Source organism: Exiguobacterium sp. s128, assembly GCF_018618815.1.
Classification (GTDB): domain Bacteria; phylum Bacillota; class Bacilli; order Exiguobacteriales; family Exiguobacteriaceae; genus Exiguobacterium_A; species Exiguobacterium_A antarcticum.
Map to the genome: position 1 here is coordinate 1 of NZ_JACSMT010000024.1, position 22,418 is coordinate 22,418.

The window sequence follows — 22,418 nt, forward strand, 5'->3', positions numbered from 1 at the left end:
CCTTGATCTTAAACGCCTTCGTATATTTGACCATAAAAAACACCCCATAAAAGTTGGATTTTTATGTCCAACTTTTATGGGGCAGTTCACGTTCAGCGGGCTGTTTTGTTGGATTTGTATATACCGGATTACCGGATTTTTCTGATTGGCGATAAGACGCCAACAGGAGAATTTAGCCGAAGAATTAAAGCAGTAACGAACAAGCCTTGCATCCGATTTCCGAAAAGGGAATGGATGCAAGGCTTGTTTAAAAGGATTCCTGTCCATCTCGGTCTTTATGCAAAAAAGCAGGAAATCTTTAATGAACGGCGAATTCTGTCTACAGAGAACAAAACGGAAACGGGGCGTTCGAAATGCGAAAGACGGTACTGGCACTACTCTTATTAGGAATGATCGGCGGCATCGGTTGGTTTTTTCTTGAGCAGGAACAGGATGAAACGTTTGAACAAATCGTACGGGCCCGGGTGACGAAACACGTCGCCGAGCAATATGGCAAAGAGACAATCATTGCGGTCCGGTCCGCTTATGACAAGACGGCTTCTTCGAAAGAGGCAAGGCATCAGGTCGCCGTTCAATTAAAAACCGATCCGCGCGGCGAGTATCAGGTCTTTCGACTGGCAAAACAACAGGTCGTCTTCATCGGGCGGACCCGCTCGTTGCCGGAACGTGAATAAGTCGTGCGTGTCAGTTTTCCTGCGTCCGTAGACGGAAGTAGGAGACAAGCGTCGGGACAGCGAGTACCAATGCGACAGCCGTTGCGAGCGGGATCGGGACCGTATTCCATGCGAAGAACGTCACGAGAGCCGCCAAAATGAACATAGTCCGAAGCAGATTTGAGCCGAGTCGTGCAGCAGGTACATCCTGATCCGGTACCATGTATGCCATCCGGTACTGGAAGTAGAAGTGGATCAACAGTCCAAGTTGGATGATCAGCAGGAAAGTCGAATCGGATTGTTCGAAAAAGATGGCATAAATCGTCATCACCATGACGAGGAGATACAAACCGGTCGTTAAAATCAGACGTTTTTTCAAGAGAGGATCCTCCTTATTCTTATGTAAGTTATTACTTCATATACGTCCGTTTTACCCAAGTGTTCCCAGAATTCTTTACTTAAACAAGCAATCATCCTGTCATGAAAGGGGAAATGAAGATGCATTACGGATTATGGACAAAGTTTACAACACAAGCAGGTGAGGGACAACGATTGGTGCAGGTACTGTTAGAAGCAGCAACGTCCTTACAGGATGTCTCGGATTGTAAGCAGTATATCGTCAGCACGACCGAAGAAGCTGATACCGTAATGGTCCGGGAGATTTGGACAGATCAAGCGGCTCATCTAGCATCCTTACAACTGCCGGCGACACGGCAATTGATTGAACAGGCACGACCGATTCTGTTGCATGTCGAACGAGTGCTTGAAGATCAGCCGTGCGGTGGTAAAGGGTTAACATGATTTTTCCAAAAAGAGGGAACCTCTCTAGTCAGAGCACGTATTAACGTCAAGAGGTGAGAAAATGAACAAACAAGAACGGATCCAAATCATTCAGACCATTCGCAAGCGGATAAAACCAGTACGAATGGTATCTGCCTGTTTTGCGGCGATTGGATTCCTAATCCTATTTTTAACCGATCAGCCTATATGGTCGATTTTTCTGATCGTTTTCGCTTTGATTCTTTTCGGTATATCTTCAGGAAAAGAGTGTCTCGAAATCTGTCGGATAACAAACATGAAACAAGCCAAACGGTGGATTCAACTGCGTTACGTTGCTAGTCTTGTCCTTATAAGTATAGCGATGACTCTTTTCGTGATCCCTCATGTGGCTGATGTTTCTGATTCGCACATGTTCTATTGGTATTTGGCTAGTTCGGTAATAATCATAATGACAGTCGTCGTCGAAACTAACTTCGATCACCGCGTTAGACAAGCCGACCCGGAACAGCCGATGAGCAATGAATACCGGTAATGAAATTCATCTGTTGCAAAAAAGCATCCGCGAAATCCGGATGCTTTTTCTTGTGTTCAACTGACGGTATAAGCAGGCAAATCGCTTTCCTGTCCGCCTCTGGCATATGATAGGAACGACTCGTATAAAAGGAGGGCTTCTTATTCTTGCCATTATCATCGGATTAATCATCGGGATCCTCGTTCCCGTTCAAACGAGTGTCAACACACGCTTACGCGGCATTGTCGGCTCGCCGTTCCTTGCCTCTCTGCTGTCGTTCAGCATCGGGACGGTTTTTTTGATCTTGCTGACACTTTTCGTCGAACGCAATTTCAGTCTGAATCCGGGCGTCTGGTCGGAACCGGGCTGGATTTGGATCGGCGGCGTGCTCGGTGTCATCTTTTTAACTGGAAACATTCTGCTCTTCCCGCGAATCGGCGGTGTCCAGACGGTTATTATGCCGATTTTCGGGCAGGTGCTGATGGGGTTGCTGATTGACAACTTCGGTTGGTTTTCAAACGCTGTCACACCGCTGTCGTCGACGCGTCTACTCGGCGCGGGATTTGTTCTGCTCGGTGTCATCGGAACGGTCGCCCTGGGCGATTGGTTAGCAAAACGTCGCCATCCGGAACAGGCCAAGCCGGTCGACACAACGATTTATGGCTGGCGGGTTCTCGGTGTCGTCATGGGGATGATGAGTGCTGCCCAAGCCGCGATCAACGGACATCTTGGTGTGGTGCTCGATTCCGCCATTAAAGCAGCATTGATTTCCTTTATCGTCGGCACGGTGACCTTGTTGCTTGTAAACGTGATCGTCCGGACGAAGTGGCAGTTCGACCGGTCGCTTCCAACACCATGGTGGATCTGGATCGGCGGTTTGATCGGGGCGTTGTTCATTGCTGGTAACGCCGTCATCGTGCCGCTTGTTGGAACAGGCGTTGCTGTCGTCATCGTGACAATCGGTCTTTTGACCGGCAGTCTGTTGATTGACCGCTTCGGATTGTTTGGGGCGGCGAAGACACCGGTCACGGGTGTTCAACTGGTCAGTCTTGCTCTGATGATTGTTGGAATCGTATTGATTCGCTTGTAATGAAACGTCTTCTTTTTGGATTTAATCAATCCTAAAAGGAGACGTTTTCAGTTTGAAGCACCCCATTTTTTTCATACAACGATTCATTATCTCCTATAAATTGTATAATGGAAGAGGGAAGAGCGGAGAACGTGAAAAATAAACAAGAACGCACCCAGTTCATCCAAGAAGCAAAACGGCAATTGATGAAGCAACGGATGGTGAGCACGTTATTATACGGGACAAGCATTATCTTGATTGTTGCCAACCGAGGCGCCTATTGGCCATTTGCTGTCTTAGTCGTTGCCCGGGTGCTGATCGCCCGGGTGCACTCACAAGAAGTCAACCGGGATATGGCACTGACGCCGAACCCGACAATGAAGCGGATCATTCAAGTCCAGTACGTGATTGATTATTGTTTCATCGTCTTGGTCAGTCTGTTCCTGCCGGTCGTATTGAATCTGAGTCTGCCATTTTTCACGAGCATCAGCATTTATCTTGTGCTCGCCGTCGGATTATTGATGACGGATTCAGTCCTCGAACGGCGGGGGAAGAAACTCGACCCCGAGTATCCGACGAAAAAAGAGTTACGGACGTATCCGAAGACGTGGAAAAAGTTGAAAGCATAAAAAAACCATCATGTTGAACAAGGGGGAGCAGGAATGCATAGAACCATCGAAATCGAACAGCTGTTACAAGAAAACGAAACGTTGATGGAACATCTCGCACTCCTTGATCGGCTTGGATTACCCGACGCCTGGATTTGCGCCGGCTATATCCGGTCGTTGATTTGGGGACTGGCATTGACAGATAAACAGGACATTGATGTCGTGTATTACGATGCAACGGACACATCCGAAGCAACCGAAAAACAGTATGAGGAGAAGTTGAAATCGTGGCAACCGTTGCCATGGTCGGTCAAAAATCAGGCCCGGATGCATCATAAAAATAACTTGCCGCCGTACCGGTCGACGTGTGACGCCATCGCCCATTTCCCGGAAACGGTGACGGCGATTGCGGCGAAGTTAACGGACGGACAGTTTCAGTTGTATTTGGCATACGGCGCAGAAGATTTACATACCCGGACGATCCGCCCGACACCGCTGTTTTCAAAAGGAAAACCGAAACATGCCATCTTTCAAAAACGGGTGATTGATAAAGATTGGGATAAGCGGCGTGATTTACGGATTGCCTACCAGTTCGAAACGAACAGCTGAGCACTGCAAGAAAGTGTCTATCAGAAGCAGGATGGCCGGTATGTCCGGGTAAAGGATAGTAAGACGGTGTCGGATGAACTGGATAAAACGAAAACGACGTACCTCGAAAACTCGGGAATCAAATGATAGGATATTCTATTGTAACGGAAAAACGCTTATGCCCTAAACATACCAGGCATAAGCGTTTGTTCATTCATCCGTGAATTGTAAAAGTATCCCGCAGTTCGATGATCGTTCCTTCCGGTGCCTTCAGTTTACTGAGATGGCCATCGACGACGAAGTAAATGTTTCCGCCGTGTTTCGGCAAAAACGGCATCCCGAGTTGTTCGAGCCGTGCGACTTCCGCCTGTAAATCATCGACATACAATGCGAAATGGACGGGACCGGCTGCGTGTTTCGTATAGTCTGACAGCGTCTCTTCGGCTTTGTTCGTCTGGAGTTCGATGTAGAAGTCACCAAGTTTCAGCCAACTGTTGAAGGCGCGCGTATGGAAATCGGGTGACTCCTGGACCAGTTCGAATCCGAGTTGTTCGTAAAAGGTTTTTGACGCGATGTAATCAGTCGTCTGGATACAGAGATGATGGATTTGTTTCAATGAAATAACGTCCTTTCCAGTCAATCGCGAAATGGATCATGTTCAACGATTCTGGTTTAAATTTTAGCACAAACAAACGTCCGCTTCCTATCTTAGGAAACGGACGTTTTTCATGATTCCAGTTCAAACTTCTCTGTCTGATCAGTCAAGTAAGCCGATGTTTCATTCAACGTCTCGACGAGGACATGCAGTCCGGTAATCGTCGCAATCATCTGTTCGGACGCCGCAGCAACTTCTTCGTTGCCGGCCGTATGTTCTTCGGCGACAGCAGCAATTTCCGTCAGGGCATTGCGAATCCGGGCTTCGGTTCTGGCGACGTCAAGCATTTGTTGACGCATTCCGGCAGCGGACGCAGCGACTGTTCCGACTTGTTCCGCGATTTGGGTGAACGAACCATCCGTCGCTTGAATCTCCTGTTGACCGGAGACCGTCTCCTGTAAGGTCTCAGCGAATCGGACTTCCATTTGCGTCGAATTCCCGGTGATATTCTGGACGATTGCAGCAATCTGATTGACACTGCTTGCGACATGCGTCGATAACTGTTTGACCTCGGTTGCGACGACCGCAAATCCTTTGCCTTGTTCACCGGCGCGCGCCGCTTCGATGGCCGCATTGAGTGCGAGTAAGTTCGTTTGTGCCGCGATATCACGGATGATCGTGACCAGTCCTTGGATGTCGGTGGACTGTTGTTTCAGTTGGCGGACCTGTTCCGTCGCTTCGACGACGTGCGTATGAATCGTGTTCATCCGGATGACGGATTGTTTCATCTGCGTTTGTCCGTCGCGCGTCGCAACACGCATCGTCTCAACCGTCTGTTCGATTTGCTGACTGTCGTCGGTCGTCTTTTGCACGAGCGAAGAGAAGCCGGTCATCTCATCGGTCAAGGCGAGTGTCGTGTGCGTCTGACTTTCCGTACCGGTCGCAATTTCCGACATCGTCTCGGCAATTTGCGTTGAACCGTCGAGGACTTCCGTCGTCCCGGCATCAATCGCCTGACTCGTGTCCGTGACGAGAGCCGTCGTCCGTTTGATGTCGACGATCATCAGGCGAAGTGTTTCGTTCATCTGCTGAATCGAGCGGGCGAGCGTATAGATTTCATCTTTTGCCGGAATCTTCAGGTGTTGCATCGTCTGATCGGCTTGCGAAAGTTTTCCGTCAGCAATCATCCGGGCGACGGATTGAAGCGTTTCGAGTGGCTTCAACTTCCGGCCAAGTAAGTAGTAGAGGGAGACAAGCGTCCCGGCAAGTAAGACAAGTAACAGTCCGATGAACAGCGGCAGACTTTGTTTCAGAAGGGTCGTCGTCAATGCATCGACGTCTTTTGCCGCAATGTCGACACCTAAAATCCCGATGATGTCGTCCGTTGAACTTTTTATCGGGACATAAACGCTGATGTATTGTCCATACTTCGGATCATCGATGACATCGGTCGAATGCGTATTGCCTTGTAAGACCTCTTTCATGTCGGATGCGACAGCACCGGTCGCCGGATCATTGATTTTCGCAGCGTCAGCGACCGGTAGACCATCGATTAACAGCTTGACTTGATTCTGTTCGACCTTCGCCGTATAGGCATACAGCAACCCATTTTGCTGTCGCAGCTGATCAAGCGATTCGCGTAATTGGTCGTAGTTCGTATCGTTCGTCGGATTCGTCAAGAATGTTTGATAGGCGGTGGTGTCAATGGTTTTCGCAATCCGTAACGCGTCCTGCTCAGCCGTTTTCTTGAGCGTCGACAAGGCCGTTTGTTTCGTATTGAGATAAAGTGACACACTGCTAAATACAAAGAAAAGGATGAGAATCAAGCTGATGATAAGTAATAACCGTGTTCTGATGGAATGCGTCCGTGTTGTGTCCATACAAACCTCCTGATGATATGGTGCGTGTTGCCTATCTACGTTATCGGTTAGATTTTCAAGAAATTATAGACAATATAGCAAAATAAAGTTAAGGGGTTGAACAAATACCGTCTTTTAAAATAAAGGGCCTTAAAAATGTTTACAGCTAAATAGTTTAGTGTTAAATTATTCAATGCGATAAGGAATCAGACGGAAATTTGATTACATCAAGCTAGCAGGAAAGGATGTTGAACGAATGGAACAAGATCAACTCTTTAAAATGATCCACACGGTCGAAGCGGTGACGAATGAAGCGATCATCGATTGGAATACCCGTTTTCCACACAAAATCGGCATCTCGCCGATTCTGACGTTAGGTGAGCTGAAACGAAAAGGTCCTCAAAATCAGATGAAGTTAGCAGAAACACTTGGTTTTACAGGAGGCGCGATGACGAACATCGCTAAAAAACTGATTCAACTTGAACTGGTCGAACGGGTTTATAACGAACAGGACCGCCGTCAAGTCTTGCTGCAGATTACGCAGCAGGGCGAACAGGTCTTACGTGAAGCCCAGGCGATTGGAACACAACAGTATCTTGAACTGTATGATGTATTGGATGAAGAAGAGATTCGGCTTTATTTAGCGATCAATGAAAAACTGTTGACCCATATCCGGGCAAAGCGGGAGAACGGAGTGAAACGATGAATCGAGTAGCGGGAAAAGTAGCGTTGGTGACGGGTGGTGCATCAGGCATCGGCTTATCAGCGGCAACATTGTTGGCAGAAGAGGGAGCGGCTGTCGTCGTCGCCGATTATAACCTCCAAGGTGCGGAAGAAGTGGCGGCCGATTTACGGAAGCAAGGAAAACAAGCAAAGGCGATTTTCCTGGATGCGTCGGAAAGCGAATCGATTCAGCAGGCCGTCGCGTTCACCGTCGCGACATACGGGAAACTTAACGTGTTGTTTAATAATGTCGGTCTGACGAACTTAAAAAAAGATCTCGATGTCGTCGCAATGGACCTGGCGGAATGGGACCGTTTAATGAACGTCAATGTCAAAAGTGTTTTGCTCGGTGCCCGTTATGCGATTCCATATATGAAACAGGCTGGCGGCGGATCGATCATCAATACAGCTTCGATGTCGGCTTTTGCAGGCGACAGCATCCGTTCCGCTTACGGGACGTCAAAAGCTGCCGTCGTCCAGTTGACGAAGTATATCGCGACGCAGTACGGGAAGGATTTAATCCGCTGTAACGCAATTGCTCCCGGTCTGATTTTGACACCGGCGGCAAAAGCCAACATGAGTCCAAGTCTGCTTGCGACCTTCGAAAAATACAATGCCCTTCCGTATCACGGTGAGGCCGCGGATATCGGACATGCTGTCGTCTATCTCGCGTCGGACGAATCAAAGTTCATGACCGGACAAACCCTGCAGATTGAAGGCGGACATTACATCGGCAATCCGACCAGCCCGGACTTTTTGGCGATGCAGCAATAATTCAGAAATGGAGTGGATAAAAATGAATCGATTAGCAGATAAAATCATGTTAGTGACCGGTGCCGGAAGCGGCATGGGAGAAGCAACGGCATTGATGGCGGCGCGTGAAGGCGCCATCGTCGTCGCAACCGACATCAATGAAGAGGCCGTCCGTGCCGTCGTCAAACAGATCCTGCTTGAAGGTGGTCAAGCGTATGCGTTACACCACGACGTCTCTTCCCGCAAAAGTTGGCAGGACGTCACGGACATGATCAAGCGGGAGTTTAATCGACTGGATGTTCTGGTCAACAATGCCGGCATTGCACTAAGTACGCCGTTTTTAGAGCAGGATGAAACCGATTGGTCCCGGATTTTTAACATCAACGTCAACAGTGTCCTGCTCGGGATGCAACAGGCGATTCACTTGATGCAGGAAACGGGTGGATCGATCGTCAACATCGCCTCGATTTCTGCCATCAGCGGAATGGCGGGAGCCGGTGGTTATACGGCATCAAAAGGCGCAATCGATGCGGTGACGCGGGCAGCGGCTGTCGATTACGGCAAGCACAACATCCGGGTCAATGCCGTCTATCCAGGTTACATCGAGACGAAGATGAGTGCCCCGTCGATGACCGCCTATAAAGATTATTTTGAACAAGTGATTCCGCTTGGTCATGTTGGTCAGGCGGAAGAGGTCGCACATGCCGTTCTCTTCCTCGCGACAGATGAAGCGAGCCATATCTCGGGAATCGGTCTTCCGGTCGACGGTGGCGTCACAGCCAGATAACTGAAATGAAATGAAAGACGCTGTCCATCCGACAGTGTCTTTTTTATGGAATAACAGGTCAATTGGTAATGAAAATCCGTTTTAAAAGAATTTTTTTACAAAAAAAAGCGGTACAATGGAAGGTGAAAACGACAAATGAAATGAGTGAATAAAATGCTTCAATCATGGAAGAAACGAATGCTTTACGGAACTGCGGGATTAGCAGTAATCGGATGTGTAAGTGCGTTGTATATCGGATTACGTCCGGAGGAACCAAAAGCCGTTTCCTATCCGGTTATTTCGAAGGATCTTACGAAGGTGACGTTTACACCGAAAGACGGTCAGGTCATCCTGCTGTATGGAAGCGATATTAACCGTTTTAAAGAAACACAGGATGATCCGCAAGAACCGGGATTGATGACAACATTGTCGAAAACGGGTAAAGAGCTGAAGACAGAAGCAATTGCTGACCCGGATTTCTATCTGATGATGCTGTCGCAAAAAGGAACGGATCCGCGGCACATCTATGCGCATCACCCGGATGGCATCGAAGCAGATCACTTTTTTACGTACAATTTAAAACGGGGCATGTTTACAAAACATGAGGTGCCGAATACAGCGATAACATCTGTTGCCCACTACGGGAAAGATGTCTGGCTGGAATCGAATGCCTCGAAGCCGTCGGAAAAAATTCAGTTAATCAACGTCCGGACAGACAAACGGTATCCGATTGAAGACCGGCTGATGCCGGTCTTTGATTCACCGATCCTTGAACTGGATCAGACGATTGCTTATGCCAACAACGGTACCGAGGATGATAAAGGAGGAGCGGCCGGAATGGTCCTGCTCGACCAGACGACCGGAAAATCACGCGTCATTCGAAAAGTGGACGAACCATATGCCTATACGGCCTTATACGGCGCGAAAGATACAGCGTATTTTGCAACGACCGACGGCTTGATGATCCGGCTGAAGATGGACGGAACGATGCAACAAAAGTCCTTTTCAGTATTGGATGATGTCAACTACTGGGCGACGGAACCGATGCGGATGATCAACAAACAGACCGGTTATCAAATCATTGGCACCGGTGAAAACGATACGGATCAACGGCTCGTTAAGTGGACATTCGGACAAGCGTTCCGGGTTGAACCGGTCCGACCTGATTTTTGGAAGGAGGGTAACTATTACCGTTACCTGTACCGGAATCCGGATAAGAAGACCTCATATTTCACGGAAAGTAAATCGTCACTTTCCGGAAAAGGCCGCTTGATTGTCACGAATGACAACTTAAAAACGTTACGGACGATACCGGTCGAAGGAGCAAGCGGCGTGGACTTTGTGGTGGATTAACACTATTTGTGGTGGATTAACACTAAAGGGAGGAAATGAAATGGCTTTTGAAGAGGTGTATTTGACGGCAATTCAAGCACGGTTCCGGGCTGTCCGCGAACCGGCGGAGCAGGCACTCGGTTGGCTGAACGAGGAACAGTTCCATCAGACGCTCGCACCGGACACAAACAGCGTCGCGTTGTTGATTCAGCATATGACGAACAATATGACGTCACGCTGGACCGATTTTTTAACGACGGACGGGGAAAAGCCGGACCGCAACCGGGACGCCGAGTTTGTCGACCAGGGTCATGATAAAGAGACCTTACTGACACTGTGGAATGACGGCTGGCAACTCGTCGAATCAACACTTGCTTCCTTGACACCGGACGACCTGGAACGAACCGTTTTAATCCGCGGTGAACCGCATCTTGTCGTCGACGCGATTGAACGCCAGCTCGCGCATTATGCCTATCATACCGGACAGCTGATTTTTTTGATGAAGATCCTGCTCGGACCGGACTTCAAGCCATTAACGATTCCCTTGCCGCATCAGCGGCACTGAACGAAACAGACCTGCCTCTTTCACGTAAAGAGACAGGTCTGTTTTTATAATGTATCGTCACTCGATCCGCCGACCGGAGTTGTCGATAACGAAATCGTAAAAGCGCGTTCGCCTTTTTTGAGTTTGATGTCTTCAGGAGAATCGATGCTATCCATTGATTTTCCTCCCATTGTCTCTTGCATCGTCGATTTCTCGAACATCAACAGTTCATATTCAGATGGACGAAACGACTTGCTCCGAAACTCGACGCCACTCATCATGATTTTCTTTAAATCATCTGACTCCTCGGATTTTTCTTGCATGAGACCATCTAAATCATACATGTAGGAACGGTAACCTTTTATCGTATCGAACTCTTCTCCGAGTTTCAGTTTTTCCCCGTCATATTGACCGGGTTTGATGGTTTCGCTAAACCAGATTTTTTGTTCGCCGGACGCAAAATACTCGATCCCGTTCAGGTATAGGGGTTTGTCGGTTTGACCGGTCATGGTATAAACAGCTTCAGTTTTATCCGAATCTGATGGGTTTTTAGACGTATCGCGTTTGAGTGTTAACGGCAGTTCAGTCGGTTGAATGACTTTTTTTGGTACGGCTTCTTCCGAGCTGCAACCGGCGAGTAAAAGTGCCGATAGTGAACAGACAAGCAGTTGTTTCAACATCCACGTCACGTCCTTTGTATGTAAGTACATTTAGTGTAAGGGGAATGGATGATATTTACAATCAGATTAGGCATCGCAGAAAGGATGGATTACATGAAAAAACGTTTTATTCTTTTACTGTCGCTCGGATTGTTTGGCTGTTCGGCGACTTGGAATCAAGAACCGGCGGAGTCGACAGCTGCCAAAAAAGTTCTGTATGTCGCCCCGACCGGCAAGGATACGAATTCCGGTTCAATCAAGCAACCACTGAAAACGCTGAAACGGGCCAGTCAGCTCGCGAAAGCCGGGACAACGGTCTATCTGCGTCAAGGAACATATCAGGAAGCGTTAACCGTCAAGTACAGCGGGACGAAACAGGCACCGGTCGTCTTCCGGAATTACCAACAGGAGAAAGCCGTTTTAAGCGGTAAGACGCTGAAGCAGAAAGATGGGGACACGACACTTGTCCGGATCGAAAATCGACAGTACGTGACGATTCAAGGACTGGTGGTCGCAGACATCAAAACAACACGAACCAATGAGACACCGATCGGGATGTTCGTCACCGGCACAGGGCGAAACATTCAATTGATCGACAACCAGGTCCGTCGGATCAAGACGAACGCCAAAGACGGCAACGCCCACGGGATTGCGATCTATGGAACCGGTCGGTTGAAGCAGATCACTGTCCGGGGCAACCGGGTCGAAGATAATCGGCTTGGGGCAAGTGAAGCACTTGTACTTAACGGTAACATCGATGGATTTTCCGTCACGGACAATATCGTTCGACGCAACGATAACATCGGCATCGACTTGATCGGATATGAAGGGGTCGCAACGAATCCGGTAGAAGATTATGCACGGAACGGGACGATTGCCGGGAATCACGTCTCCGACAGTTCAAGTTACGGCAATCCGGTTTACGGCAAGGAGTACAATGCGGCCGGCATTTACGTCGACGGCGGGAAACGGCTGACGATTGCAGATAATACCGTCGAGCGGAATGATATCGGCATCGAAGTGACGAGTGAACATGCGAAGAAGTATGCAGAAGACATCACGGTCCAGGGCAATCTGATCCAACAAAACCGGTTTACCGGTGTTTCAATCGGCGGATACGATAAAAAGCGGGGTGGAACGAAGCAGGTCCGGATTACGGACAATCAAGTCATCGGCAATGATACAAAAGGGCTCGAAGGGGGACAACTGCTGGTCCAGCATGATGTCCGCGATAACCGGATTGACCATAATACGTTTACGGCAGGGCCGGACAATCTGTTTGTCGCCCACTTTTTTAAGACAAGCTCCGGCAATCAATTCGAACAGAACACCTATCGATTGGCTAATGGAACAGCGAAGCGCTGGATTTGGCAGGATCAAGAATACCGCACTCCGTCCGCTTTTGAGCGGGCAGTCACACGATGATTGAAAAACAGACGTCATTCTCCTCCTTGAGGGAAAGTGACGTCTGTTTGTTTAACGGACTCGTATTTTTTAGGCATTGTAGCCGACGAACAGTGTGAAAAGCATCAATCCGGCCGAACCGACGATGCAGGTCAGGCAAACGACAGTCGTAAAAATACGCAACGGCAGCGGCAAGCTGACCTGTTTTTTCCAAACGACATACACGACGATGGCACTCGCCATCATCAATAAAGCCAAAATTGAGAATGGTAACGCCCGTTCCTGAATCAAATAAAAAATATCCAACGTCGCAACGTCCTTTCTTTCGGGTTCCGATTCACAAGGGCTGTCCCCTGCAAAATCGGACTCCGTTACGTTATACTAATTATTGTAACATATGGATGAATCACCCAACGTGGAATCGAAGAAAGAAGGGGAAACGATTGGCACAATCATTACGCAGATCAGCGACAGACCGTTCGATTCAGGGAGTGTGCGGCGGACTCGCGGAACACTTCGGTATTTCTTCATTGGCCGTCCGCCTGATTTTCATTGTCATTCCGCTTCCGATTAACTTAATCATCTACATGATTCTCGCTAACGCAATGGCGGATGCGCCAAGAACGTTGTAAAACAAATGAACAAAGGGGGCATGACGATGACAAACGGAAAGATTGCACTTCGTGTGTTAGGCGTTTTGATTGGCGCGATCGTCGGTTTACTGATTGTTTACGAAGCGAAGGGTACCTTTGACGTCAGTGTCCTGCTTGGATTTATGGCCGGTGCTTTGATTTTTGCCCTGATCAACATCATCTGGGTACGCGTCAGAAAATCTTAAACAGCAGGGGGAATAGACATGACTTACTTAATTTGTACGACGTGCGGAGTCCAGATGGATGAGAACATAACACAGGACGATATCTGCCCGATCTGCACCGATGAACGGCAATATGTGAATCCCAATGGTCAATCGTGGACGACACTTCCGGATATGATTTCGTCCGGCACGTATCAGACGACCGTGACAGAAGAACAACCGGGACTTCAAAGTCTCGTCACGACACCAAAGTTCGGGATCGGGCAGACAGCTTATCTCGTCGCGGGGACAAAACGGATTCTTTGGGACTGCATCACCTATCTCGATCAGGCGGTCATCGAGGAAGTGGGCCAGCTCGATGCGATGGCCTTATCGCATCCGCATTATTACGCGACCCAGGTCGAGTGGGCGGAAACGTTTGAAATTCCGCTTTACATCCATGAAGCAGACAAGGGATGGGTGACGCGGCCGAGTGAGCGGATTGTCTTTTGGTCCGGTGACCGTTTGGAATTAGCTGACGATGTAGTGTTACACCGGATCGGCGGTCACTTTGACGGGGCGACCGTGCTCGAATGGACGGCAGGGGACGAAGGGCGTGGGATTTTACTGACCGGAGACATCATTCGTGTCGTCGCCGACCGGGCGTGGGTCAGCTTCATGTACAGTTATCCGAACCTGATTCCGTTACCGGCGGCGACCGTCGCTGAAATGGCGTCTGCCTTAAAAGACGTCCGTTTTAATCAGATTTACGATGCATTTCATAAAATCATTGTTACGGATGCGAACGCAGCCGTCGCCCGTTCGGCAAGCCGCTATATCGAGGCGTTGAACGGACACGTCAAGGAACGTGAACGGCGATGATTCTTGGCCTATATGAAGCACATCTGCCCGTCCGCGACTTACAGCGGTCAATCGCGTTTTATACGGGACTCGGATTGAAGCTTGATCACATCGTAGATGGAAAAATCGCTTTTCTCTGGATTGTCGAGGACCAGAGTTGGCTCGGTCTTTGGCAGACGGATCAAGTCGAACTGCCGTATCATCCGTCGATCCGCCATATCGCGTTTCACGTTTCGCTCGACGGTCTACGTGAATCGGTCGCTTGGCTGACGGAACGCGGGTTCACACCGCGTAAGGCGTTTGGTTTTGAAGGAACGGAACCGTTTGTCATGCCGATTACCCAGCATGCCCATGCGAAGATTCATTTTAATGATCCAGACGGCAACAGTCTCGAGTTCATCACGAAGCTCGACAATCCGCTTGGCGCCCAGGACTATATGTACTTAAGTGAATGGGAGACTCTTTTGAATGACCGTGGTTTCACCTTAGAATAAGCAATTCCTCTTCGATTTATGGAAAAATCGAAGAGGAATTTTTTGTTAGAGCAATCGTAGATGTTTTTTTGTCCGGTAGATGATTGATAAAATCGCTACAATCAACAGAACTTCAAGGAAGGCGAATCCAATCGTCACCGAAGCAGTCACGGGATGTGTCATCTCTTGTCCGATATTTGGGATTAAAAATAAAGACAGCATCGAAATCAGTAAAAAAAGCAGGGTGATCCAATACGTTTGAAGTTTCTTTTGTAAGTAAGTTCGGGTCGAGACTGTATCCGTAAACAATTCAAAATTTTCTTCAGTTCCGGCTTTGCGGTAGTAAGCCCAAAAAGGATTGGCATGAACGATTTCGACACCCGTCTCTTCTAAAAAAGCAAAGTATTCAGAACGATTTTTCTGTTGAGTGATCATTTCATTACGATATGTATAGACCGTACCTTCCCGTTCAAACGTGTAGACGAACGGAGAAAACTTCGTCAGTTGCCAGCCTTGTCGACTCATCTCATTGATCCAGCGTTCTTCCGCTTCATCATTTAGGTAAAATTTAAATTTTTTCATCAGTTGCTCCTTTAAGTAAGTTATCAGCATGCTGTAATACTTGCGACAGACGGGTCCGTTCTGCCAAACATACTTTATAGCCGGATGTTGTCAAACCATAAATTTTCTGGCGACCGGCTTCTTCGACAATTTCGATCCAGCCTTTTTCAAGTAAATTCTTTAAGACCCCATACATCGTGCCTGGTCCCATCCGGACGCGTCCGTCTGTTAATTGCTCGATTTGTTGCATCATCGCGTATCCGTGCTTCGGTGTCGTCAACGAAAGCAAAACATAATACGTACTCTCGGTCAAAACTGATGTATCATTCCTCAATGTATCGCCTCCCGATATAAATGATACATGATTGGAAAAATTTGTAAAGGATAAAAAAACCTTCCTAAAAGACCTGTTTTGAGCGATGGGTCAATGTTTTGAGACGTATGAGCAGAATGATGTGCACGTAAATCATGGCTTGTTATGATAACAGCAGACGAAAAAACGTTCTGTTAAAAAATATCTTTTCTACTCAATTTTTAAAAATCAAAGTACTATACGACCCGAAGGAGATTACCTACGTGACGACACCGCTACCTACCAATCAGACACTTGCCTCTACACACGTCCTTGAAGCCTTAAATACAAATGTCGCAATGATCCGTTTTGATACGCAACGCCGGGTTGTTGATGTCAACGACTTGTTTGCGAAGACGATGAAGTACAAACGCGATGAGATGATTGGCATGCATCATCATCTCTTCTGTACGACAGAGTTTGCGAACAGTGACAGCTATCAAAAATTATGGAACAAATTGTTGAGTGGTTTCAGTTCGGCTGATAAAATCGAACGGATTGATGCCCGCGGCGACTCCATCTGGTTAGAAGCGACCTATATGCCGATTTACGAAGCAAACCAAGTCGTCGGCGTCGTCAAAATCGCCTCCGATATCACGAGTCGCCAAGAGACGATCCAAGAATATGCCATGTCTTTTGAAGGCATTGCGACGGATCTTGATGACCGTTCCATGCAAGGAAAACAGGAGAGCCGTCAACTGAAACAAACGATTGAAAAGATGGCAGACGATGCTGAGGAAAATTTGCGAACATTGGCAAATCTGCAGGAACAGTCAGCTGAAATCACAAAGATCACCGGAACGATCAAAGAGATTGCGGCACAAACGAACTTGCTGTCGTTGAACGCTTCGATCGAAGCAGCCCGTGCCGGTGAACACGGAAGCGGCTTTAACGTTGTCGCGATGGAAGTCCGTAATCTGTCGAAACTCGTTGAACTGGCTGTCATCAATGTCCGGAACACGACGGAACAGATGAATAAGGAGCTGGAACGGATTCAACAGGGGATTTCGCGGGCAAACGCCGATGCCTCATCGAGTGTTTCCGTCATGGAAGAGACATTGCAACGGTTTGAGACCGTCAGTCAGACGGCAAATGAATTGAATGAGACAGCAAAAAAGTTTACGTCGATTATTTGATTAACTGAGACAGACCGTTTACCTACTGTGCTAGGTAGACGGTTTTTTCTGCGTATCTTTTTAAATCAAGTGTATGATCTATTCCACTACGGTGGGTCCCGTTATACAAAGAAGGAATTCATAATCAAAAACAGAACCTTAACAAAGAATAGATTCTACACTTAAGAAGGAGTGATTCGAATGAATCAGGCTCAAGAAATTCAGATTCAGACCGTAATCAAACGTCCTGTCGCAGATGTCTGGACGTACTGGACGGAGCCGGACCACATTAAAGCCTGGAATGCGGCGTCTGATGATTGGCATACGACGGAAGCGACGAATGATGTCCAGGCGGGTGGCCGTTTTTCCAGCCACATGGCGGCAAAAGACGGCAGTATGGGGTTTGACTTCTCCGGCGTCTACTTAGAAGTCATCTTGTATGAAAAACTTGCCTATACGCTCGACGACGGACGACATGTGACCGTACTGTTTACGGCGAACGGGGAGGAAACGGAAGTCGTGGAAACATTTGAGGCGGAGTCGATGAATCCTCTGGAAATGCAACAGGCCGGGTGGCAGGCCATCCTTGACCGCTTCAAGGCATACGCGGAACAACACTGAATACGAGCAGACAGTAAAAAGCCCGTCCAATCTGGAACGGGTTTTTCTCATGTTCAGTTGTTGACTTGAATGATGCGGAAAGATACGGTTCCATCATCCTGGACGACGCTGTAACCAAGCTGACCGTTGGTGAAGACCGGTTTTGAGTATTCGCCTTCCTTGTCCGTCAACGGGACGACGGTTCCATTGGACAAGTCCGCATACAGAAGTTGATCACGTTCTTCCCGGAAGACGATGTGATCCGGCGTCAGGAAACAAAACCCGTCAATCAGGTAATACGGTTCGGGTGTCTTGTAACGGTAGGACGTATGATTCGACACGTGAGCTTGAAATTCCGCAGATCCTTCCGCTCCCGTCGCCAGATAATGCTGTCCATAGGCGAAATCAAACGGCATCGCCGTCTTATTAATTGCTTTTCCGGAAAGCGTCGTATAGGCGGTCGTCTTTTCGTCCGCTTTGTATGTCGTTTGATCAAGAAGAATCCCCGCATCGCCGTCCCGTAAGGACTGGGCATAGTCGCCGCTCCGGGTTGCTGTTTCCTTCACTGTCAGTGTTTTTTGTGTCGTGACGTACCCGGTCGCCGCATCATATTTTTGGACGAGTGACCGGGTCTGATCTTTCTGACTGATATGCTTGATCCAAGAAACATGGGTCGCTGTCGTCTGCAAATCCGGGTAAAAACGAGACGGTTCTCTTCCATGGTCAAGTTGTTGAAGCGATCCGGTTGCTAGATCCATCACTTCGAGTGTCCAGTTGCTGTCCTCTCCGTTGTCCTGATAACGGATCCAGAACAATTGTCGTCCGACACCAACCAGTTTATAGATGGTTTGGCTCGTCGAATAGAGTTTTTCCAGGCGCCGATCCGTCAGCGAGTAACGGAAAATCGAACTGTCTTTTTCGCTTGAGGCATAAAAGTACACGGCTGCTTCATCAATATAGCTCGGACCGGACAGGTAAGGATATCGTTGATAGACAGCAGTTAAATCGTAACTGTTGCTTTGTCCGAGCGGCGAAAACGTCTCACTCCGGATCAATTCTTTTGGTGCTGGAACCGGGGGCGTTGGTTCCGGTTGACTGCATCCGGCAATCAGCAGGACAAGGCTGAATAAGCTGAGTTTCAAAAAATAAGGCATAGCGAAAAACTCCCGTTCTGTTTAAAGAAAATGAAAACTCTCTTAGTTTAAAACGAAACTTCTTCATTACCCTAAATAAGAAAGGGAGATTACAAGAATGTAAGATGACGTTTCCTTGATGAATATTCTGAATATTCGTTTAGTAACTGAAAGACCGGGAATATATATCTAAAAGATACTATCTAAAAGATATAGGAGAATCCGATGCCTAAAGAAAACATGACACGATATGCGATTTTAGGATTGCTGGCAAGCGGCTGTACGTCCGGTTACGAAATGAAACATACGATTGATACGAGCCTTAATCACTTTTGGAAAATCAGCTTCGGACAGGTCTATCCGATGTTGAAGACGTTGGCGCAGGAAGGATTAATCGTTGAAGAAACCGGAGAAGGGGATGACCGGAAGACGTTTGTTCTGACACCGGACGGCGAGGCGGAACTCGGACGTTGGGTCGAGGAGCCGACGACCGAACTGCCGGTCCAGCGGAATGAACTGTTACTGAAACTCTATTTTGCCCGTCATGAGTCAAAAGAAACGACGATTCAAAAAATCGATCAGCATGCCGTTCTGCTCCGGGAGCGATTAGACACGTATGAGATGATTGAACAATCAATCCGTTCCTATCCGGAAACCGATGAGGCCGTCTACTGGCTGTTGACGCTTGATTACGGTAAACGGAAGACACAAGCCTTGCTCGAATGGTGTGCTGCGTCGATTCAGACACTTGAAGGAGGAAAAGACGATGAAACGCGTGATCGCAACACCAAATGAAGACGTCGTCGTATTTATCATCGGCTTACGGATTAACCGTTTGCGAGCGGTCCGGAAGTGGTTACCGGCCGTTCGGGCGATGACTCCGATGATTGAGGAATGTTATGAGCAGCAGATTGGTTTGTTGTCGCATGAGATGCTCGTCGGATGGCGGTCGGTCACGTTGATTCAGTATTGGCGTTCGTCGGACGCTTTGATTGCCTACTCGCACGGCAACCGTCACCTGACCGCGTGGAAACAGTTTAATCAGTCGTCGCGGGCGAGTAACGCCGTCGGGATTTTCCATGAGACGTTTGAAATCAGCAACTATGAGACGATGTATGTTAATCTGCCGACGCGGGGACTGGCGAAAGCGGTCGGCGAAAGTCCGATTCAGAAACATCAGGAACAGGCGAAGGACCGACTGGCAGAACGCAAGGTGTCGACACGTGAATAACGAAAGTAGGGAGCGGATTCCAATCATCCGCTCCCTTGCTGTATGTATTACTGTTCTACCCGGACTAATGTTTCTCCGCAATTTTGACAAATCGAATTCATCGTCTCGGTACACTCTTTGCAAAAAGTACAGTTGTGCGAACAGTGGTACGTTTCCTGACCGTCTTCAAATGTCTCCGCACAGCGGGTACAGTTCGTTGCCTGCATGTCGTTCACCTCACTTATGTTTGATCTGTCTTTATTGTACGAAAGAAGAACGTGACTAGACAGACGGTTTTCCTTGTTTTTCAGTAGCTTCACCTGAAAATGAATGGTAATTTTAAGATATGTCTTCATAATATTAGGAGGGTTGAAAAGTGGACGAAATTGATTACGCAATTATCCGGGTGTTGCAGGCAGACGGGCGGATGTCCTGGACGGAACTCGGTAAAACGGTAGGTCTGTCGACACCTGCCGTCAACGAGCGGGTTAAGAAACTGGAGGACCGCGGTGTCATCGAAGGATACCGGGCCGTCATCAATCCTGTTGCGCTTGAAAAAACCATCATGGCGATTTTGATGTTCGAAGACACAAGATGCGACGCGTTTATCACGTTTTGCAAAGATCATCCGGATGTCGTCGAGTGCCACCGGCTCGCCGGGACGTTTAACTTCATGGTCAAATTGTATACGCCGTCCGTCGAGACTCTGGAAACGTTTATCGATGCCTCGATGAAATACGGTAAGCCGTCGACCTGGATCCGCTTGTCGTCACCCATCGCGTTTAAAGCGTTTACGGTCGGAGATGGGATTTTGATATGAACGTTTCTCTAAAACAACGAATCGAACAAAAAGTCGGTTTGATTCATTCGATCCATCCCGTTGCCGAGCAGGGGGGAACAGCCATCGTCTACTATGTGAAAACGTTAGACGGCACCTATATCCTCAAGCAGGCAAGCTTACCCCGTTACCGCGAGTGGTTGGCGCAGGAAGCGACAGTGATGCAGACGTTCAAGTCACAACACATCATTATCCCGACTTGTATTGATTATATGGAAGACGAGCAACAGGATTATTTACTGATGTCTTACATAGCCGGTGAGACGTTGACAACGGCACTGGCGAATGCTTCCGAGTTTCAACGATTGGCATTGATCCGTTCATTCGGACGGTTTCTCAGACATTTTCATGATCAAATGCTTGATAACTCGACTTCCTCAGAAGTATGGCTGGATACGCAACTGACCCAAGCAGAACATTACATCGAACAGAGTTGGACGAGCGGTTCTAAAACCTTGCTTACAACGCTTTCTTCTGAGCGACCAGTGCCAATCACGGCAACTTGGATTCACGGCGATTGCACGACCGATAATCTGTTGGTCCGAGAAAATAAAATCGTTGCTTTCATTGACTTAGCAGGTATGACAGTTGGTGACCCTCGGTATGATGAGACCTTGGCGACACGATCTTTTCGGAAGGACCCTAAGATGTTCGAAGCCTTTTACACCGAATACGGATCGGAACCGATTTCAGAAGAAGCATTTCGATATTTTGATGATGGATTATACGAGTTCTGCTGAACAATCCGGTAGTTAAAAATGGCTATCTCCTGAGTTTTTAAAGGAAATAGCCATCATGATTTTTTCTGTTAAGTACAACACTTTGTCGCTTGACCGACCTGATCTTGCGGGATCAGTAATTGGTCGCCCTCGACTGTAAACTCAATGTCATTGGCTTTTAGCCGTTCCATTTGAGCCGGTGTATTTTCACCCCACGGAACGGTTTTCGGTTGTTCGGAAGAAGCACATCCGACGAGCAGTAGGCTACTTGCGAGTAATAAAGGTTTCAGCATGAACTCACCTCCTATCAGTCTGTACGTAGATTGTTATTGAAGAACAGCCGTTTCAACTGCAGTCCGTCACTTGGAATACCACTTGTCAAACGGATTGGGATCAGATTGAACAAAACAAAAATCAAGGAAGTCTGGATGAAGAGTGGAGCCAACAGGTGCATGGCTGGACTTGGAAACAAATAGATTAGTGTAGCCGCAAACGCTCCGCCGATAAAGTTGGCACTAATTCCGCCGAGTAACAGCGCTGCTCGTTGTCCGCGACGAAGGGGAACTGCTGCCGGATGTGCTTCGTACATTCCTTCCCAAAACTGCTTTCGGGCAATGGAAAAATGACCGATTCGAAGAAAGGGTTCCCCTTTACCAATCGAGATAGACTTTAAGCGTAAACCGATCCAGCGACCGACAAGCGCATGACCGTATTCGTGCAGAATCAGGCTGGGAAAGTAAAAACAAAGCATGATTAGATTAAACCAGACATGTTGCATATTTCTCCTCCTCTCGTTCACAAACATAACGAAAAAATGGATAATTAAGGCAACTTACATAATTGTCATCCATTCACATAGGGATCGAAAAGGAGACATACCGATGAATGAATTAAATGATTCCATTCTGTCAATCCG

At 48.0% G+C, this 22,418-nt stretch carries 33 protein-coding genes; 22 read left to right on the plus strand and 11 right to left on the minus strand.

Features of this window, described 5'->3' with window-relative positions; all coding sequences use genetic code 11:
- The first annotated feature begins 353 nt into the window (after positions 1 to 353).
- Positions 354 to 674 (plus strand): hypothetical protein, encoded by a 321-nt coding sequence (locus KNQ13_RS10070; RefSeq protein WP_026828365.1) that lies wholly within the window; start codon positions 354 to 356, stop codon positions 672 to 674.
- Between the two features lie 10 nt (positions 675 to 684).
- Here KNQ13_RS10070 and KNQ13_RS10075 read toward each other — a convergent pair whose 3' ends face one another.
- Positions 685 to 1,032, minus strand: a complete 348-nt coding sequence (locus KNQ13_RS10075) for a hypothetical protein (protein WP_026831345.1) — start codon at positions 1,030 to 1,032, stop codon at positions 685 to 687.
- 119 nt (positions 1,033 to 1,151) lie between these two features.
- On the opposite strand from KNQ13_RS10075, the gene KNQ13_RS10080 reads away from it, so the two are divergent.
- From KNQ13_RS10080 to KNQ13_RS10100, 5 genes are all read left to right on the plus strand, one after another.
- Complete coding sequence (locus tag KNQ13_RS10080) at positions 1,152 to 1,454, plus strand: putative quinol monooxygenase (RefSeq protein ID WP_081809612.1); 303 nt, start codon at positions 1,152 to 1,154, stop codon at positions 1,452 to 1,454.
- Positions 1,455 to 1,515: 61 nt separating this feature from the next.
- Positions 1,516 to 1,965, plus strand: a complete 450-nt coding sequence (locus tag KNQ13_RS10085; RefSeq protein ID WP_026831347.1) for a hypothetical protein — start codon at positions 1,516 to 1,518, stop codon at positions 1,963 to 1,965.
- A 106-nt stretch (positions 1,966 to 2,071) separates the two neighbouring features.
- Positions 2,072 to 3,034, plus strand: coding sequence for a DMT family transporter (locus KNQ13_RS10090; RefSeq protein WP_081809613.1), 963 nt, complete (start codon positions 2,072 to 2,074; stop codon positions 3,032 to 3,034).
- 131 nt (positions 3,035 to 3,165) lie between these two features.
- Positions 3,166 to 3,642, plus strand: a complete 477-nt coding sequence (locus KNQ13_RS10095) for a hypothetical protein (protein ID WP_026831349.1) — start codon at positions 3,166 to 3,168, stop codon at positions 3,640 to 3,642.
- A 33-nt stretch (positions 3,643 to 3,675) separates the two neighbouring features.
- Positions 3,676 to 4,230, plus strand: coding sequence for a nucleotidyltransferase family protein (locus tag KNQ13_RS10100; RefSeq protein WP_026831350.1), 555 nt, complete (start codon positions 3,676 to 3,678; stop codon positions 4,228 to 4,230).
- A gap of 193 nt (positions 4,231 to 4,423) precedes the next feature.
- On the opposite strand, the gene KNQ13_RS10105 is transcribed toward KNQ13_RS10100, so the two are convergent.
- Positions 4,424 to 4,825 carry a VOC family protein gene (locus KNQ13_RS10105; RefSeq protein ID WP_026831351.1) on the minus strand — a complete coding sequence of 134 codons (402 nt, stop codon included), beginning with the start codon at positions 4,823 to 4,825 and terminating at the stop codon, positions 4,424 to 4,426.
- A gap of 110 nt (positions 4,826 to 4,935) precedes the next feature.
- Positions 4,936 to 6,684: a methyl-accepting chemotaxis protein gene (locus tag KNQ13_RS10110; RefSeq protein ID WP_209548244.1), complete on the minus strand. Its 1,749-nt coding sequence runs from the start codon at positions 6,682 to 6,684 to the stop codon at positions 4,936 to 4,938.
- A 235-nt stretch (positions 6,685 to 6,919) separates the two neighbouring features.
- Here KNQ13_RS10110 and KNQ13_RS10115 point away from each other — a divergent pair, with 235 nt between their 5' ends.
- From KNQ13_RS10115 to KNQ13_RS10135, 5 genes are all read left to right on the plus strand, one after another.
- The gene (locus KNQ13_RS10115) at positions 6,920 to 7,369 is read left to right on the plus strand and encodes a MarR family winged helix-turn-helix transcriptional regulator (protein WP_209548245.1); all 450 of its coding nucleotides are present in this window, start codon (positions 6,920 to 6,922) and stop codon (positions 7,367 to 7,369) included.
- Complete coding sequence (locus KNQ13_RS10120; protein ID WP_209548246.1) at positions 7,366 to 8,160, plus strand: SDR family NAD(P)-dependent oxidoreductase; 795 nt, start codon at positions 7,366 to 7,368, stop codon at positions 8,158 to 8,160. Before KNQ13_RS10115 ends, KNQ13_RS10120 begins: the two co-directional genes overlap by 4 nt.
- 22 nt (positions 8,161 to 8,182) lie before the next feature.
- Positions 8,183 to 8,926: an SDR family NAD(P)-dependent oxidoreductase gene (locus tag KNQ13_RS10125; RefSeq protein WP_209548247.1), complete on the plus strand. Its 744-nt coding sequence runs from the start codon at positions 8,183 to 8,185 to the stop codon at positions 8,924 to 8,926.
- A gap of 153 nt (positions 8,927 to 9,079) precedes the next feature.
- Positions 9,080 to 10,258 (plus strand): hypothetical protein, encoded by a 1,179-nt coding sequence (locus tag KNQ13_RS10130; protein ID WP_209548248.1) that lies wholly within the window; start codon positions 9,080 to 9,082, stop codon positions 10,256 to 10,258.
- A gap of 40 nt (positions 10,259 to 10,298) precedes the next feature.
- Positions 10,299 to 10,802 (plus strand): DUF1572 family protein, encoded by a 504-nt coding sequence (locus tag KNQ13_RS10135; protein ID WP_209548249.1) that lies wholly within the window; start codon positions 10,299 to 10,301, stop codon positions 10,800 to 10,802.
- Positions 10,803 to 10,846: 44 nt separating this feature from the next.
- Here the strand turns inward: KNQ13_RS10135 and KNQ13_RS10140 are convergent, their stop codons facing one another.
- Positions 10,847 to 11,461 carry a hypothetical protein gene (locus tag KNQ13_RS10140; protein ID WP_209548250.1) on the minus strand — a complete coding sequence of 205 codons (615 nt, stop codon included), beginning with the start codon at positions 11,459 to 11,461 and terminating at the stop codon, positions 10,847 to 10,849.
- A gap of 93 nt (positions 11,462 to 11,554) precedes the next feature.
- On the opposite strand from KNQ13_RS10140, the gene KNQ13_RS10145 reads away from it, so the two are divergent.
- Positions 11,555 to 12,865, plus strand: a complete 1,311-nt coding sequence (locus tag KNQ13_RS10145; protein ID WP_209548251.1) for a right-handed parallel beta-helix repeat-containing protein — start codon at positions 11,555 to 11,557, stop codon at positions 12,863 to 12,865.
- Positions 12,866 to 12,934: 69 nt separating this feature from the next.
- Here the strand turns inward: KNQ13_RS10145 and KNQ13_RS10150 are convergent, their stop codons facing one another.
- The gene (locus KNQ13_RS10150; protein WP_251027385.1) at positions 12,935 to 13,150 is read right to left on the minus strand and encodes a hypothetical protein; all 216 of its coding nucleotides are present in this window, start codon (positions 13,148 to 13,150) and stop codon (positions 12,935 to 12,937) included.
- 137 nt (positions 13,151 to 13,287) lie between these two features.
- On the opposite strand from KNQ13_RS10150, the gene KNQ13_RS10155 reads away from it, so the two are divergent.
- From KNQ13_RS10155 to KNQ13_RS10170, 4 genes are read left to right on the plus strand one after another with little or no spacing between them, the layout of a single operon-like run.
- A complete protein-coding gene (locus KNQ13_RS10155) occupies positions 13,288 to 13,476 on the plus strand; it encodes a PspC domain-containing protein (protein WP_012370394.1) in 189 nt (62 codons plus the stop codon).
- 26 nt (positions 13,477 to 13,502) lie between these two features.
- On the plus strand, positions 13,503 to 13,682 hold the full coding sequence (locus KNQ13_RS10160) for a hypothetical protein (protein ID WP_209548252.1): 180 nt from the start codon (positions 13,503 to 13,505) through the stop codon (positions 13,680 to 13,682).
- A gap of 18 nt (positions 13,683 to 13,700) precedes the next feature.
- Complete coding sequence (locus KNQ13_RS10165) at positions 13,701 to 14,522, plus strand: hypothetical protein (RefSeq protein ID WP_209548253.1); 822 nt, start codon at positions 13,701 to 13,703, stop codon at positions 14,520 to 14,522.
- A complete protein-coding gene (locus tag KNQ13_RS10170; protein WP_209548254.1) occupies positions 14,519 to 14,995 on the plus strand; it encodes a VOC family protein in 477 nt (158 codons plus the stop codon). Before KNQ13_RS10165 ends, KNQ13_RS10170 begins: the two co-directional genes overlap by 4 nt.
- Positions 14,996 to 15,040: 45 nt before the next feature.
- Here KNQ13_RS10170 and KNQ13_RS10175 read toward each other — a convergent pair whose 3' ends face one another.
- Both KNQ13_RS10175 and KNQ13_RS10180 read right to left on the minus strand, forming a co-directional pair.
- A complete protein-coding gene (locus KNQ13_RS10175) occupies positions 15,041 to 15,556 on the minus strand; it encodes a DUF2812 domain-containing protein (protein ID WP_209548255.1) in 516 nt (171 codons plus the stop codon).
- Positions 15,543 to 15,869 (minus strand): PadR family transcriptional regulator, encoded by a 327-nt coding sequence (locus KNQ13_RS10180; protein ID WP_209548256.1) that lies wholly within the window; start codon positions 15,867 to 15,869, stop codon positions 15,543 to 15,545. Before KNQ13_RS10180 ends, KNQ13_RS10175 begins: the two co-directional genes overlap by 14 nt.
- Positions 15,870 to 16,111: 242 nt before the next feature.
- On the opposite strand from KNQ13_RS10180, the gene KNQ13_RS16115 reads away from it, so the two are divergent.
- Both KNQ13_RS16115 and KNQ13_RS10190 read left to right on the plus strand, forming a co-directional pair.
- Complete coding sequence (locus tag KNQ13_RS16115) at positions 16,112 to 17,023, plus strand: methyl-accepting chemotaxis protein (RefSeq protein WP_209548257.1); 912 nt, start codon at positions 16,112 to 16,114, stop codon at positions 17,021 to 17,023.
- 180 nt (positions 17,024 to 17,203) lie between these two features.
- Entirely contained in the window at positions 17,204 to 17,623 is a 420-nt protein-coding gene (locus tag KNQ13_RS10190; RefSeq protein WP_209548258.1) for an SRPBCC domain-containing protein, read from the plus strand.
- Between the two features lie 53 nt (positions 17,624 to 17,676).
- On the opposite strand, the gene KNQ13_RS10195 is transcribed toward KNQ13_RS10190, so the two are convergent.
- The gene (locus KNQ13_RS10195; protein ID WP_209548259.1) at positions 17,677 to 18,756 is read right to left on the minus strand and encodes a hypothetical protein; all 1,080 of its coding nucleotides are present in this window, start codon (positions 18,754 to 18,756) and stop codon (positions 17,677 to 17,679) included.
- 204 nt (positions 18,757 to 18,960) lie between these two features.
- Here KNQ13_RS10195 and KNQ13_RS10200 point away from each other — a divergent pair, with 204 nt between their 5' ends.
- Both KNQ13_RS10200 and KNQ13_RS10205 read left to right on the plus strand, forming a co-directional pair.
- A complete protein-coding gene (locus tag KNQ13_RS10200) occupies positions 18,961 to 19,530 on the plus strand; it encodes a PadR family transcriptional regulator (RefSeq protein WP_209548260.1) in 570 nt (189 codons plus the stop codon).
- Positions 19,502 to 19,966 (plus strand): DUF4188 domain-containing protein, encoded by a 465-nt coding sequence (locus KNQ13_RS10205; RefSeq protein ID WP_209548261.1) that lies wholly within the window; start codon positions 19,502 to 19,504, stop codon positions 19,964 to 19,966. The genes KNQ13_RS10200 and KNQ13_RS10205 overlap by 29 nt, the downstream gene beginning before the upstream one ends.
- A gap of 47 nt (positions 19,967 to 20,013) precedes the next feature.
- Here KNQ13_RS10205 and KNQ13_RS16210 read toward each other — a convergent pair whose 3' ends face one another.
- Positions 20,014 to 20,301 carry a DUF1272 domain-containing protein gene (locus KNQ13_RS16210; RefSeq protein ID WP_353048748.1) on the minus strand — a complete coding sequence of 96 codons (288 nt, stop codon included), beginning with the start codon at positions 20,299 to 20,301 and terminating at the stop codon, positions 20,014 to 20,016.
- A 20-nt stretch (positions 20,302 to 20,321) separates the two neighbouring features.
- On the opposite strand from KNQ13_RS16210, the gene KNQ13_RS10215 reads away from it, so the two are divergent.
- Both KNQ13_RS10215 and KNQ13_RS10220 read left to right on the plus strand, forming a co-directional pair.
- A complete protein-coding gene (locus KNQ13_RS10215) occupies positions 20,322 to 20,765 on the plus strand; it encodes an Lrp/AsnC family transcriptional regulator (protein WP_209548262.1) in 444 nt (147 codons plus the stop codon).
- Positions 20,762 to 21,523, plus strand: coding sequence for a phosphotransferase (locus KNQ13_RS10220; protein WP_209548263.1), 762 nt, complete (start codon positions 20,762 to 20,764; stop codon positions 21,521 to 21,523). Before KNQ13_RS10215 ends, KNQ13_RS10220 begins: the two co-directional genes overlap by 4 nt.
- Positions 21,524 to 21,591: 68 nt before the next feature.
- Here the strand turns inward: KNQ13_RS10220 and KNQ13_RS10225 are convergent, their stop codons facing one another.
- Complete coding sequence (locus KNQ13_RS10225; protein WP_014970402.1) at positions 21,592 to 21,795, minus strand: hypothetical protein; 204 nt, start codon at positions 21,793 to 21,795, stop codon at positions 21,592 to 21,594.
- A gap of 14 nt (positions 21,796 to 21,809) precedes the next feature.
- Positions 21,810 to 22,280 (minus strand): zinc metalloprotease, encoded by a 471-nt coding sequence (locus tag KNQ13_RS10230; RefSeq protein ID WP_209548264.1) that lies wholly within the window; start codon positions 22,278 to 22,280, stop codon positions 21,810 to 21,812.
- Positions 22,281 to 22,418 lie beyond the last annotated feature (138 nt).